Origin of the sequence: Natronorubrum sp. A-ect3 (assembly GCF_041821125.1) — an archaeon.
Classification (GTDB): domain Archaea; phylum Halobacteriota; class Halobacteria; order Halobacteriales; family Natrialbaceae; genus Natronorubrum; species Natronorubrum bangense.
This window is the reverse complement of record NZ_JBGUBB010000001.1, coordinates 287,741-301,417: the sequence shown is the minus strand read 5'-3', so window position 1 is coordinate 301,417 and position 13,677 is coordinate 287,741. Positions and strand designations below refer to the sequence as shown.

Below are 13,677 nucleotides of genomic sequence, written 5' to 3'. Positions count from 1 at the left end.
GCTCCGAACCGCGCACGCTCCGAACCGCGCTCCTGTCGTGCGACCGGGTGCGTACTGCCGTTCAGTGACTTCGATAGTGGCATTGCACGCCTGACCTGCAGTCGACGCTGGGGAGGGAACCAGTTCGGAAACCGCGGGTTCGTCAGAACAGATTCTCGAGTCGGTCGTCGGTGAACTGGTCGGCGTGGTCCGTCTGTTCTGTCTCCTGTTCTCGCTTTGCCTCGCGTGCGCGCTCCATGAACTCCTGAATCCGGTCGGAGCGTTCCACACCGCCGAGTAAGACGAGCGCGCCGAGACGGTCGCTCTCGAGCGGGAAGTCGCCGCCACGAACCTGCATGCTGCCAGTCTCGTCCTCGAGCCAGCGCCGGGCTCGCTCGACGCCTTTCCGGGGGATCCGGTCGGGGTCGCCGGCGATAACCAGCAGGGCCGAGTCGGCTGTCGTCGCCTCCGGCAGACTCGTCCCCGTCAGCAGCGCCTGTCGCGAGACGCTCATCGTAGTTCGAATGTTCTCGGCGCTGTCCTCGCTTGCGAGTTCAGTGGCGTAGCCAAGGGCGGCGATCCCGCCCGCCCGCAGCGTGTTGATAACCTCGCTCGAGTCGACGACGCTTTCGCCGACGCCCTCGACGGCCTCGCCGGAGGCAAACAGCAGGCCAACGCGCTTGGCGATCCGTTCGTTGATCGTTTCGAACGCCCCTTCGACGCTTTCGCCCTGTGCGTGCCAGGCGTCGTTGTCGACGAGTAGCGTCGAGTCGGCCTCCCGGATAATCGTCTTCAGCGAGCGGCCAGCGTTGGCCTGATACAACGCCCCCTCGTTGCGTCCCGGCAGGATGCCAAGCGCATAGACGGGGACGTCGTGGACCTGTTGGAGGTGATGGACGAGCACTGGCGCGCCGCCGCTACCGGTGCCACCGCCGAGGCCGGCGACGACGAAGATCGCCTCAGCACTCGAGGTAACACGACCGTCAAGCGCGCCCAGTACCTGCTGTATGTCCGACTGCATTACTTCCGTGCCGAGTTCGTTGTCACCGCCGACGCCGTGTCCGTTGACGCGGTCTGCGCCGATCAACTGGGTGTCGACGTACTCGAGCGACTGGAGGTCGGCTTTCGCGGAGTTGACGGCCAACGCGCCTTGAACGGCTCCAAAACCCATGTTCGCATCGAATCGAGCGAGTCGTTCAGTGACTTTACCGCCGGCCTGCCCAACACCGATCAGGGCAACTTTCATGTCACGTGTATGCAACGGTGTCCTGTTGAACGTTCCGGTAAAACTGTTAGTCAGCCTAAAAAGACGGTCGCTGGCTGGAAGCTGCCTGTATAGCAATGCCTTTCTGCCCGATACCCGTTCTCTCTGGCATGTTCTACGAACAGCGGATGACCGTTCCCGACTCGCCCGCTGCTCTCCGCACAGCGTACGAGGCCGATCTCAGATCGGTTATCGACCAGTACGGCCCCGACGAAATCGCCGACCAGACCGACGTCGACGCCGAAACCGCCAGCGCGCTTCTCGAGAGAGAGTCACCCGAACTCACACTCGAGGCGGTGGCCCAGATTCAGGCACTCGAAGACGGCGAACCCGACGCAGACGAGCTAGTGATGATCGCCTGTGAGCATCTCCTGTTGGGGATGTCGACGGCTGTCCTCGACGTCGACGCCATTGAAACCGAACTCGAACTCGATCTCGATGCCAAAGAGATCCAACAGAAGATTGAACGGCGCGCGCCGATGTCTTTCGAGGAGTTCGTCCACATCCAGTACGTGATCGCCGACGGCGCGCCCTGAGCCTCGAGGGTCAGTGGCAGCCAGTATCGCTGCGAGCAGGGGGGTTATAGTGGTTCATACCCGACTGTGGACATGGACGTTGCAATTTTAGGCTGTGGCCACGTCGGCCTCGAGCTGGGCCGACAGCTCACCGACCGCGGCCACGATGCGATCGGAGTGCGTCGATCCGACGAGGGTATCGAGGCGATCACCGAGGCCGGCTTCGAGGCCGTACAAGCGGATATAACCGACCGGGAGGCCCTCGAGGCCGTGCCGGACGTCGATGCGATCGTCTTCGCCGCCAGCAGCGGCGGGCGTGGTGCAGACACAGCCCGCGAGGTGTACGTCGGCGGACTCCGAACGGCAATCGAAGCGTTCGGCGAACGTGACGCGAGCCCCGAACGGCTGGTGTACACCTCCTCGACGGGTGTCCTTGGCGACCACGACGGCGACTGGGTCGACGAGGAGACGCCGCTCGAGCCAACGACCGAGAAAACCGAGGTGCTCGCCGAAGCCGAGCAAGTCGCCCGCGAGTTGCCACCCGAGTATGGGTTCGATGGCACGGTTGCACGCTACGCTGGCCTCTACGGTCCCGGCCGCTATCGTCTCGAGCGCTATCTCGAGGGGCCGGTCACCGAAGGCTACCTGAACATGGTTCATCGCGACGATGCTGCAGGAGCGGTCCGGTATCTGCTCGAGGAGGACCTCGCTCGCGGCGAGGTCGTCCAGGTTGTCGACGACGAACCCGTCGACAAATGGACGTTCGCCGACTGGCTCGCTGCGGCCTGCGACGTCGACCAGCCACCGAAACGAACGAAAGCCGACCGACTCGAGGACACGGACCTCTCGGACGCCGCTCGGCGACGGATTCTGACGAGCAAACGCTGCTCCAACGAGAAACTGCGAGAACTAGGCTATACGTTCGCCTATCCCACGTATCGTGAGGGGTATCGTGACGCAATCGACGCCTATCGGAGCCACTGAACGGCAGTACGCACCCGATCGCACGACAGGAGCGCGGTTCGGAGCGTGCGCGGTTCTCACTCACTTCGTTCGTTCCGAACCGCGGAAAGTGAACGGGGAGGAACGACCCGTGAGCGAACGACGTGAGCGAGAACCACACTCTGGCGAGCGGGGAACGACGTGACCCGTGAGCGATGCGATCTGTGTGGACACCGGTTCAGGTGTTACTCTAGCGACGACAGCCCGGCAGACACGACCGGTGAGCTCGATGCCTGCTCGAGGGACGAACTGAGTCGAGTGAACCACTGGAGGGCATCCCGGATAGAGTTCCATCGAACGGAGTGATCGACCGCGACCGTTTATATACTGTCGCAACACCCGTGTCACGGCCCAACACAGCCGAGGACGGCCGTGTCAACTGTTTTCAGGGGTTTTGCGACCGGTACATTTAAATTGAAGGCGACAGTAGAATCTGATACCAGAACGCCACCGGGGCGCGTATCGCTCGACGATCGATGACAGGAAATCTTATTCACCGAGGTTTCGCAGATTGTGAGCGAACGCTGTACACAGTCGCGTCTCCCACTGCTGGACTGACTCCCGAGCGACGGGTGTCGGCTCCGTTCGAGACGCCGATCGCCCCCGGTGCGGGTATGGCACAGAGGTTTGACTAACACATGGTAGACGAATCACAGAACATCGAACTTACAGAGGACGACCTAGAAAACAAATCGAAAGGCCAGCTTATCAAGATGGCCGGGCAGCTCCGAGATCGGCGAAACGATCTGAATCAGATGGCCTCCGAGCGCGCATCCAAGCGCGACGACCTGAACGCCAAGACGCGCGAAAAGGTCGACAAAGCCCAGGAACACCGCGAAAAGCGTGACGAGCTCAACGAGCAGGTCCAGGAGCACAAGGACAGCCGTAACGAGCTCAACGCCGAGGCCAACAAGCTGTTCGACAAGGTCGAGAAGCTCAAGTCCGACATGGAACTCGACGAGGGCAAGGACCTCGAGGAGCTCAAAGAGGAGATCGAGCAACTCGAGTTCAAACAGCAGACCGAAGTCCTCTCGAGTGAAGACGAGAAAGAGCTCATCGAGAAGATCGAGTCCAAGCGCGAGGAGTACGAAGAGCGCAAGCAGAAACTCGACCAGAACGAGGATCTCGAGGAGCTTGTCGAGGAAGCCGAAGAAGTGCGTTCGGAAGCCTCAAAACACCACCAGAAAGTCACGGAGCTTGCGGACAAGGCCCAGGAACATCACAACCAGATGATCGAGGCCTACCGCGAAGCCGACGACGTCCGTGACGAGGCCGACGAGATGCACGAGTCCTTCGTCGAGGCCCAGGAGGCCGCCGACCGCCACCACGAGGACTTCGTCCGCGTCCAGAAGCGCCTGCGCGAACTGGACAAGAAAGAAGAAGAACAGCGCAAATCCCAGCGCGACAAAAAGAAGGAAGCGGCCAAAGAAGAGGCCGAAGAGATCTATCAGAAGTTCAAGGAAGGCGAAACCCTCGACACCGAGGACCTGATGAAGCTCCAGAAGACGGGGCTGCTCTAACACGGTTCGTCCACCTGTGTCTTTCTGCGGATGTTTTTGAGGCTGTAGGCGCCAGCCACGGCTGCGAGTTGGCTGACTGTGTCTGAACACGTACGCTTAACTCGACGGCAGCCACAGGTGCTGCCATGATACGAGGTGTTGCCGATGGCTAGCGGTCGTGGGATCGCACGTCTGTTGATCGTCGCGGTTGGGACCGCGGTGTTTGCTGCGATTGGGGTCTCGTTGTTCGTCGTCTATCCGGAGTCGCTTGCCGATCTGGCCGGCGTCCTCGTGGCGCTCGTCGTTGTCGTTGCCGGGATCCGGATCGCCGGAACTGTCGCCGGCTCACTGTTTCCGGGCTACGACGTCGCCGAGGTTGCCGTCGAGGGGCCGATTACTCGCGACGGTGGCGGGGGACGCCTGCCCTCGAGTCCGCGGGGAACGCCGGCCGACGATATCGTCGACCAGATCGACCGGGCTGATAAGGACGACAACGTCGACGCATTACTGCTGAAGCTGAACACGCCGGGTGGCGAAATCGTGCCGAGCGACGACATTCGACTCGCTGCCGAGCGGTTCGACGGCCCGACGATCGCCTACACGACTGACGTCTGTGCGAGCGGTGGCTACTGGATTGCAAGCGGCTGTGACGAGCTCTGGGCTCGCGACGGCAGTATCGTCGGTTCGATCGGCGTCATCGGGTCGCGCGTAAACGCGAACGATCTCGCCGAGAAAGTCGGCCTCTCGTATGAACGACTCGCCGCGGGCGAGTACAAAGACGCCGGCACGCCCCTGAAGGAACTTGAGGACGACGAACGCGAGTATCTCCAGGGGTTGATCGACGACTACTACGAGACGTTTGTCGAGCGAGTCAGCGATGGACGTGACCTCGAACCCGAGTTCGTCCGTGACACCGAGGCTCGGATCTACCTCGGCGAAGAAGCGTACGAGATGGAGCTGGTCGACCACCTCGGCACGCGTCGGGAACTCGAGACCGAGCTGGCGGATCGGCTCGATAGAGACGATGTCGCGGTCGAAGAGTTCGAGCCGGAGCGGCCGTTGATGGCTCGCGTTGGCACTGGCGCCCAGCAACTGGCCTACGCCTTCGGCGCGGGTATCGCCGGTATCGCGGAGGATCGGGAGTTTCGACTGCGGATCTAACCCGTCTGCCAACGCTGTCGACGCGTCGAACGAGTAAGTGGTTTTATCGTCACACAGCATGGAACGGCTATCGTGACAACGCTGGTCGTCTGCCTCGACCGGACCGACGACGTGGGGCGCAAGACCGGCCTTCGGTCGCCCGTTGTCGGCTGGGAAGCAGTCCGCGCGCTGGTAACTGACGTCGGACTGGCGGATCCGGAGGACTCGGGAGTGAATTCGCTGCTCGAGACACTACGCGTCGCCCAGGACTTACGCGACGAGAACGAAGACGTCGTCGTCGCGGTCGTCTCGGGGGACCGAGAGTCGATGGTCTCGGCCGATCGAGCAGTCGCCCATCAGCTCGACGAACTCGTTGCCGAGTACGATCCCGACTCAGCTGTCGTCGTCATCGACAGCGCAGAAGACGAGCGGCTGGTGCCGATCGTCGAGAGCCGGATGCAGGTCGACTCGGTCGACCGTGTCGTCGTCCGACAGGCTCGAGATATCGAATCGACGTACTACCTGCTCAAGCAGTTTCTCGCCGACGAGGAGCTCCGCCAGACCGTGCTCGTTCCGATCGGGCTCACGCTGTTGGTCTTCCCGATGCTCGCGACCGTCGTTGGCCCTGCAGAGGGTGCCGCGGCGATCACGACCGTTATCGGTGTCTTCCTCCTGTATAAGGGCTTCAACATCGACGAACTCGTTACCGGACTCGCCCATCAGGCGCGTGAGTCGCTGTACTCCGGACAGGTCTCGGTCGTCACCTACGTCGTTGCGGCCGGCCTGACGTTTGTCGGGCTCTTTGCGGGCGCACTCGGTGTCTCGAGTCTGGACGATCCTCCTGGAGTGGTGATCCCGGCGATGCAGTTTGCCTTCGACAGCGTGCCGTGGCTCGTGATGGCCGCGCTCACGGCGAGTGCTGGTCGGCTGCTTGACGAAGCGATCAGTGACGAGCCGATCCGTCGTTCCTACCTCAGTCTGCCCTTTATTGTCGTCTCGGTCGGGCTGGTCATCCGCGGTTTTTCGGCATACTTCCTCGAGCAACAGCGCGTCATCGAGCCGTTCGTGGTCCCGGCCTACGAGTTCGGTGCCCTCTCGAACGAGAGCTTCGCCGTGACTGCGGGCGAACGGCTGGCCCTGTTCGTCGTAACGGCGATCGTGATCAGCCTCGTCGGTGCGCGGCTCGCGTCGTATTTCAGCGAGAGCGAACCCGAGACAGCCCTTGTCGACGCCGACGTCGACTCGGACTCGAGCGCTGACTCGAGTCCGCAATCTGAACTCACCGACGGTGGGCCGACGGGGTCGACCGCCGACGCCGACGGCTCGGACGGCGCCGACGAGTAAGCCACACCAGCCGACTCGGTATCCATTTACCCCTGTGCGCTCAGTGACGACTATGAGCGATGCAGACGGGACGTGGGTAAGCCTCTTTTCGGGCGGCAAAGACTCGGCGTGGGCGCTGTACCAGGCGCTCGAAGCGGGCCTCGAGGTCTCGCATCTCGTTACCGTCCATCCGGAGGGGGACTCCTACATGTATCACGTCCCTGCGACGGATCTCGCTGCACTGGCCGCAGAAAGCACCGACATTCCGCTTGTCGATGTCAACCCTGACGACTTCGAGGCCGCCACAGCAGCCGACTCGAGTGTCCAAGGTGACGACGAACTCGAGCCCCTCGAGGCGGCGCTTGTCGACCTCGACGATCGACTCGAGGGCGGTATCGCGGGGGTCACGGCGGGAGCCGTCGAGAGTGAGTACCAGACGAGTCGCATTCAGGGGATGTGCGACCGCCTGGGCTGTGAGCTGTTCGCGCCGTTGTGGCAGGAAGACCCGCGAGCACTCGCTGACGAGATGCTCGAGGCCGGCTTCGAAATTACGATTATTCAGGTCGCCGCCCACGGGCTGGACGAGTCGTGGCTCGGCCGAACCCTCGATCACGAGGCGCTTGCGGAACTGGAACAGCTCAACGAGGCGTACGGCGTCCACATCTTGGGTGAGGGTGGCGAGTTCGAAACGCTGGTCGTAGACGGCCCACATATGGACCGTCGCATCAACCTCGAGTACGACACGGAGTGGGACGGCATCCGCGGACGGGTGCGGATCACGGACGCTCACCTCGAGTAACGTTTCATTCGACGGCCGAACCCCTTTGCGCCTCGGTGGAGACCCTGCCAATGGCATGATCGAATCCGAACACGACCTGTTCGTCCGGGAGCTACGGGAACTCTACATAGGTAGCAGGCAGAGTGCCCCGGGCCACTGTGCCCGGGGCTGAATGCCGTCACTCAGTGCACCTCTCAGTGCTGGTCTGTAGTTTTATAATGGGTTATCCAAATGATAGACATATGCAAGAGGCAGAGCTCACCCACTCGCTGTCGTTCGGTCTCGACATTACTGAGGGGGAGCCTGCCAACTTGCGTGAGGCGTCGCTTGAAGCCAGACGTATCCGTAACGAAGTCAACCGTCTCGACCGGCAAGGGTGGGACTGGGACGACATCGAAACCCCAATCACTGAGCGCGCTAACCACGTCAAAAACACCACCCAACAACTCATCGATAAGGCTCTCCAAGAGATCGAAACCTACCACGAACACAAAGACGACGATCGTCTTGACTGGGGTCGCCCGCGAACGTACATCGATGAACCGTACCCAGTGCGGATGAATCACAACGAAGGGTACGCGCTTACACTCAACAAAAATGGAGAGGTTGAGTTCCGCATCAGTTACAAACCGTACAACTACGTTCGCGGCACTCTCCAAGGCAGCCCAGATCAGCTTGAACGAGTGAAGACCGCACTTACCAGTGATGACTGGCGTGTTGGAACTGCCGAACTCGTGTACAAACACGACGAATGGCGTCTTCACGTCACCACCACGCACGAAACGCACACAGTTGCCTCACCAGAGACCGCTGACACAATCGTCGGTATCGATATTAACGAAGACTGCATTGCACTCGCCGCCCTGACCCGTAATGACGGCGTCATCGCCTCCACGGTAATCGAATATCCCGATATCAAACGGGTCCGTCACGAGTTCTTCACGAAGCGTAAGCGCATGCAAGAGGCAGGCCAGAGTGCGATGGATGCGGTAGTGCAGACTGAGGAACGGGACTTCGTTCACGATCAGCTTCACAAGGTTTCACGGGACGTGGTCGAGTGGCTCTCGCAGTTCGATACTCCGGTTGTTGTCTTTGAAGACCTCAAAGACATGCGAGAGGACATCGACTACGGTACCACAATGAATCGACGTCTCCACAGCCTCCCGTTCGACAAACTTCGCACGTTCATCTCGTATAAAGCTGCCTGGAACGGCATCCCAAGCCAAACCGTTGATCCAGAATACACGAGTCAGCGCTGCCCATGCACTGACTGCCTACACAAAGTTCGTGCGAACCGCAGGAAGAAGCGGTTCAAGTGTACGGATTGTTCGTTCCAGGATCATGCAGATCGGAAAGCAGCAGTGTGCGTAGTGCAGGAGTGGTTGTGGGATAGAGATGAGAATGTGCCGTCTCTCAACACCCTTCCGAAAGTGAAGAAGGTGAGACGGACGGTATCGGGCCCTGGTGGAGGGGCCGACCCTCACGGACCAGTATTTGGTTCGGGTGTTCATCGCCGCGGAACGGCGACACAAGCCTCAGTCGAGGGGCAAGTGCGAGGGGAATCAAAGTCCGTTGCGTCAGCGGTGCAGGACTAAACACGGACGCCGCGGGCCACCGCGCCCGCGGTACTTCACCACATCGAGCAGGAGCTTGCCGACCTCCAGACGGAGCTGGCTGAGGCAGCGACTGACGAGCCCCTCGAGTCGTACTACATGGCCCACAGCGAGGCGACAGCTGAACAGCTCGACCGGCTCGAGCCGCTGTTCGAAGGGCTCGGCGTCGAACCCGGAGCAATCGAGAGCGCGTCACTGTCGGGACTCCGAACAGAACGCGACGATCGTGTTGCGGACCTCCAGGATCCGGTGCTCGGCGACCTCGTCGAGGCGGAGTTCGGGCGTGCGATCGAACGCCTCGAGCTCACGAAACTCGAGACGTTGTTGACGCTTGCCGATCGCATGGATCTGCCGATGAGGTCGTCGCTCCGCTCGAGCAGACTAAAACAGAGAGCGGTCTCGAACGAATTCAGGAGCTTCCGGCCTGATACCGTCAGGAGCCGTTTTTGATCGTCGTGTGGGCGCCGATCAGCGCGCCCGCGAGGTCGAGGTCGTCGAGGTGGGTCCCTTCGTCGATGATCGACCGGCGAATGTCGGCGTTGCGCACCGTTGCCTCCGGAAAGATCACCGCGTGGTCGAGCGTCGTGTTCTCGAGGGTAACATTGTCCATCACGTGGACGTTGTCGCCGATCGATGCGTTCTCGAGCGTCGCCGAATCGGCGACGAGTGACTCGCCGTCGAGATGCCAGGCGACAGCATCGAGGTAGCTCTCGGGAGTGCCGATGTCGAACCACGCGCCCTCGAAGGTGTAGGCGTACGTCGGCTCGCGGTTCTGGAGCCACTGAACGAACCAGCCGGGCTCGTCTGGGTTGTTGCCGTCCTCGAGATAGGTCGATAGCAGCGACAGCGACGCGGCGGGAAACGCATAACAGGCGATCGAGACGAGCGTGCTGTTGGGCTCGTCGGGTTTCTCCTGGAAGTCGACGACACGGTCGTCCTCGAGTTCGACGAGCCCGTAGGATTTGGCCTTCTCACGGGAGCCAACGTCGTAGGCGGCAAGCGTCGGGGCAGCCCGTTCCTCGAAGTAGTCCAGAAACGCCGCGACATCGAAGCTGATCAGGTTATCACCAGCAATGATCAGCAGGTCGTCATCGACGTTCTCGCGATCGATCAGCTGTGCGAGCGCGCCAACGACGCCGAACTTGTCGTCTTCCTCGGTGGTCTCCTCGATCGATAGCTGTGGTTTTTCGAACGTGCTCTCCTCGAGGTGGGCCTCGAAGTCGGCAGCGAACCGCTCGTTCGTGCTGACGTAGACCTCGTCGATCCGATCGTCAGCCTCGAGGGCTTCGAAGATGCGGTCGACGACGGTCGAGTCACCGATCGGGAGGAACATCTTGGGCCGATGTTTCGTGATCGGCCACATTCGAGTCGCGTACCCGCCGGCAAGGACGACGGCTTTCATGATTCGGCGTTCACTAGCCTGTGGTAAGTCAGTTGTCCTTTCAGCAATCTTGGTGCTGGCAGATGCACAACGGCTGCTGGACCCAACTCGAGCGGGCTGGCCGTCGTCAAACAGTATAAAACCCCGACGCCCGTCTGTCGAGGTATGCGCGAGGCCGACGAAACGACGCGACAGCGACTCGCCGACGCGCTCCGTATCGAACCCGCAACACCCAGCGAGCTCGCAGTGCAACTCGATCTGACTCCCGAGTCGGTGCTCCGACACGCCGAACACGTCTCCCGTTCGGTTGCCGGGACGGAGACGGACGAACAGGTGCTTGTCGCACCGCCGACATGTCGGGACTGTGGGTTCGATGATTTCGACGACTTGCTAAATCTCCCTTCGCGGTGTCCAAACTGTAAGAGCGAGTCCGTCTCAGAGCCGACGCTGACGATTGAGTAAGAGCTATCAGTCGCTGAAACTGTCAACGTTCCCTGACAACCTGAAACAGATTCGATACTAATATTTACTGTGGTGCCGAGAAATCGGTACGAACTCTCGAGCGAACGTTCGGTGAGATGTCTCACTGATGCCTGTCATCGTCTTTCGTCTCCATTCGACAGGTTTCCGTTCGTTTCGGGAGGCTCATGGAGAATACGAATGACTGCCACGCCCCACCCCGAGTCCGACTGCGTCGAGTTCGTCCTGTCGGTGCTCGAGAACCTCGATACGTGCGAGGCATCGGCCGAAACGATCGACAACGCGTTCGGACTGCTCGCCGACCAGCGCCGACGGCTACTGCTTCAGGTGATGCGCACGTATGGAGAATCGCTGACACTCCCGGACGCCGCCGAGGAGGTTGCCGTCCGTGAAACCGGGCGTCAGATGCCAAATATTTCAGCCGAGCGTGTCCACGAAGTCTATCTTTCGCTGTACCACGACCATCTGCCACGGCTGACTGACGCCGGGCTTCTCGAGTATAACCAGGAGCGCGACATGGTCTCACCGGCTGCACTCCGGTAGGCTCGTTACGTCTCAGTCTCGCCGTCGGCACTCGTGGCTAGAACTCGACGTTCGAAGTCGACGTCAGATCGTCGTCGTCATCGATCGGTCCGGCACCGACGTACGTGAACTCGTCATCGGTCAGGTAGACGTCGCCATCCGCGACGGTCACCTCGAGGTCGGTGAGATAGGCACCCTCGCAGGGTCCGTACGTACACACCCCGGAGTCGGCGTCGAAGTATGCGCCGTGATTTGCACAGACGAGTTCGCCGTCTCGCATCGGTGCCCCCGTGCCTTTGTCGATTTTGATATGAGTGAGATGCTGGCAGTAGTTCAGCCAGCACGAAATCGTTCGCTCGTCGTCGGTCGATTCCGTCGCGACGAGAACGGCTTCCTGTTCATCACCCGAACCGTTCGTCACACGAAAGAGCGTCGTCGAGTCCGTTGACACCGCATCGAGTGCAGTGATCCGCTGAGACGCATCCATCGCCATCTCGGTTGGTAATCTGTCGTGGTGAACGTTGCGGTCTCGAAGATGTCTGACGCAGCTTTAACACGCTGAGCGGCAAACGACGGCTATGGACTCCCTTCTCATCTACGGCTCGTATGGCTACACCGGCCGGCTGATCGCTCGCGAAGCCGTCTCTCGAGGAGGGTCGCCGGTCGTCGCCGGCCGTGACCGCGGTGCAGTACGACGGCAGACCGACGAACTCGGTGTCGAAGGACGGACGTTCGATCTCAGTGACGACGTTTCTGCCCAAATCAAGCGGTTCGATGCCGTATTGAACTGTGCTGGGCCGTTCGTGAAGACGGTCAACCCGCTCGTCGACGCCTGTCTCGAGACTGGCACGGACTACCTCGATATCACGGGCGAGTTTCGGGTGTTCGAACGGCTGCGCCAGCGAGATGACGCGGCTCGAGCGGCAGATGTTACACTGCTGCCGGGCGTCGGCTTCGAAGTCGTTCCATCGGACTGTCTGGCCGCGTTTCTCCACGAACAGCTGCCGTCAGCGACCGAACTCACACTCGGCGTCAACGGCAACGGCCCGCTTTCGCGTGGGACCGCCCGGACATTCGTCGAACAGCTCGGTTCCGATGGGGTCGTCCGACGGAACGGACGGCTCATCAAGGTTCCAGCGACGTTTCGGACGCGAGCGATCGATTTCGGAACCGGCCCCGAACACGCCGTCACGGTTCCGTGGGGAGACGTCGTCACCGCTGCCCACAGCACGGAGATCGATTCGATCGAAGTCTACGCAGCGGTGCCGCCGTGGGCGACCCGGGCGATGGCCGCCGTCGACTCGCTTGGCTGGCTACTCGAGCGACGCCCGGTTGAAACCCTGCTGAAGCGGGTGATCGACGCGCGCGTCGACGGCCCCAGTGCACACGAACGGGCTCGCGACACCGCAGTCGTTTGGGGGGAAGCCGTCGACGACTCGACCGGCCACCACGTCCGCGCTCGAATGCGTACGCCAAACCCCTACACACTGACGGTTGACGCCGCTGTCAGCGCCGCCGAGCGCGTCATCAACGGCCAAAACCGGTCCGAACCGCGTCTTCCGGCCGGCTTCCAGACGCCGTCGACAGCGTTCGGCAGCGAGTTTGTCCTCGACCTTGAGGGGACGACGCGCGAACTGCTCGAGACGACGGCTGAGACCGACGGATTCAATCGATCGGCGGTCGGATCGGACGACTGATAAGGCGGTTTCACTGCGACTCGAGTGTTCGTAATCGACTCAGTGCGCATGCCGTGCGGACATGAACCACCAGCCGGTGACATCGACGGTGGCTTTTTTGTTGTCTCGGACGGCTGACACAGCTCGCGCCAACGAATATGTTGTTCGAATTAGAATAACTGCCCATGTCGAGGCGCTGGACACTCGTCGGGGCCGGGATGGTCCTGAGCGCTGGCCTCGTCGCGGCGTTGATCGCGGTTTCGTTTCCTGAACTGCCGCTCTCGTCGTGCACCGATGTCGGGTACACCGGTGACGAGCCTCCCGGTGGCTTCGTGTACTACGAGTTCTACCTGGGCTGGCTCGGGTACTCACCAGACGGGGGCGTCAATCGGTGTGATACGCCGATCGTCACGATCGCCGCTGGACTGTTCGGACTCGGTAGTGCGATTCTCGGCCTCGAGCGCTGGAAACGGTAATGCCAACACCTATCGCAGACGCCTGAGCC

15 protein-coding genes are annotated in these 13,677 nt (G+C 61.2%); 12 read left to right on the top strand and 3 right to left on the bottom strand.

Features of this window, described 5'->3' with window-relative positions; genetic code table 11:
• Window positions 1-142: 142 nt before the first annotated feature.
• Window positions 143-1,225 (bottom strand): tubulin/FtsZ family protein, encoded by a 1,083-nt coding sequence (locus ACERJA_RS01505; protein WP_373606564.1) that lies wholly within the window; start codon window positions 1,223-1,225, stop codon window positions 143-145.
• Between the two features lie 128 nt (window positions 1,226-1,353).
• Between ACERJA_RS01505 and ACERJA_RS01500 the strand changes: the two genes are divergently transcribed.
• From ACERJA_RS01500 to ACERJA_RS01465, 8 genes are all read left to right on the top strand, one after another.
• Window positions 1,354-1,779, top strand: coding sequence for a DUF5791 family protein (locus ACERJA_RS01500; protein ID WP_373606563.1), 426 nt, complete (start codon window positions 1,354-1,356; stop codon window positions 1,777-1,779).
• A 72-nt stretch (window positions 1,780-1,851) separates the two neighbouring features.
• Window positions 1,852-2,742: an SDR family oxidoreductase gene (locus ACERJA_RS01495; protein WP_373606562.1), complete on the top strand. Its 891-nt coding sequence runs from the start codon at window positions 1,852-1,854 to the stop codon at window positions 2,740-2,742.
• A gap of 656 nt (window positions 2,743-3,398) precedes the next feature.
• Window positions 3,399-4,280: a coiled-coil protein gene (locus ACERJA_RS01490; protein ID WP_006067892.1), complete on the top strand. Its 882-nt coding sequence runs from the start codon at window positions 3,399-3,401 to the stop codon at window positions 4,278-4,280.
• Window positions 4,281-4,424: 144 nt separating this feature from the next.
• Window positions 4,425-5,420, top strand: a complete 996-nt coding sequence (sppA, locus tag ACERJA_RS01485; RefSeq protein ID WP_373606561.1) for a signal peptide peptidase SppA — start codon at window positions 4,425-4,427, stop codon at window positions 5,418-5,420.
• A gap of 72 nt (window positions 5,421-5,492) precedes the next feature.
• Window positions 5,493-6,743 (top strand): DUF373 family protein, encoded by a 1,251-nt coding sequence (locus ACERJA_RS01480; protein WP_373606560.1) that lies wholly within the window; start codon window positions 5,493-5,495, stop codon window positions 6,741-6,743.
• Window positions 6,744-6,795: 52 nt separating this feature from the next.
• A complete protein-coding gene (locus tag ACERJA_RS01475; RefSeq protein ID WP_373606559.1) occupies window positions 6,796-7,521 on the top strand; it encodes a diphthine--ammonia ligase in 726 nt (241 codons plus the stop codon).
• 221 nt (window positions 7,522-7,742) lie between these two features.
• Window positions 7,743-9,095 carry an RNA-guided endonuclease TnpB family protein gene (locus ACERJA_RS01470; RefSeq protein WP_373606558.1) on the top strand — a complete coding sequence of 451 codons (1,353 nt, stop codon included), beginning with the start codon at window positions 7,743-7,745 and terminating at the stop codon, window positions 9,093-9,095.
• Between the two features lie 42 nt (window positions 9,096-9,137).
• Window positions 9,138-9,563: a DUF892 family protein gene (locus tag ACERJA_RS01465; protein WP_373607437.1), complete on the top strand. Its 426-nt coding sequence runs from the start codon at window positions 9,138-9,140 to the stop codon at window positions 9,561-9,563.
• Here ACERJA_RS01465 and ACERJA_RS01460 read toward each other — a convergent pair.
• Window positions 9,547-10,515 carry a sugar phosphate nucleotidyltransferase gene (locus ACERJA_RS01460; protein ID WP_373606557.1) on the bottom strand — a complete coding sequence of 323 codons (969 nt, stop codon included), beginning with the start codon at window positions 10,513-10,515 and terminating at the stop codon, window positions 9,547-9,549. The two genes, ACERJA_RS01465 and ACERJA_RS01460, sit on opposite strands and share 17 nt — an antisense overlap.
• Window positions 10,516-10,659: 144 nt before the next feature.
• Here ACERJA_RS01460 and ACERJA_RS01455 point away from each other — a divergent pair, with 144 nt between their 5' ends.
• Together ACERJA_RS01455 and ACERJA_RS01450 are read left to right on the top strand one after the other, a co-directional pair.
• Entirely contained in the window at window positions 10,660-10,956 is a 297-nt protein-coding gene (locus ACERJA_RS01455; RefSeq protein WP_006067886.1) for a transcriptional regulator, read from the top strand.
• Between the two features lie 198 nt (window positions 10,957-11,154).
• Entirely contained in the window at window positions 11,155-11,517 is a 363-nt protein-coding gene (locus ACERJA_RS01450; protein WP_006067885.1) for a hypothetical protein, read from the top strand.
• A 37-nt stretch (window positions 11,518-11,554) separates the two neighbouring features.
• Here the strand turns inward: ACERJA_RS01450 and ACERJA_RS01445 are convergent, their stop codons facing one another.
• The gene (locus tag ACERJA_RS01445) at window positions 11,555-11,983 is read right to left on the bottom strand and encodes a Rieske (2Fe-2S) protein (protein WP_373606556.1); all 429 of its coding nucleotides are present in this window, start codon (window positions 11,981-11,983) and stop codon (window positions 11,555-11,557) included.
• Window positions 11,984-12,074: 91 nt separating this feature from the next.
• Here ACERJA_RS01445 and ACERJA_RS01440 point away from each other — a divergent pair, with 91 nt between their 5' ends.
• Entirely contained in the window at window positions 12,075-13,193 is a 1,119-nt protein-coding gene (locus ACERJA_RS01440) for a trans-acting enoyl reductase family protein (protein WP_373606555.1), read from the top strand.
• A 164-nt stretch (window positions 13,194-13,357) separates the two neighbouring features.
• A complete protein-coding gene (locus ACERJA_RS01435; protein WP_373606554.1) occupies window positions 13,358-13,648 on the top strand; it encodes a hypothetical protein in 291 nt (96 codons plus the stop codon).
• Window positions 13,649-13,677 lie beyond the last annotated feature (29 nt).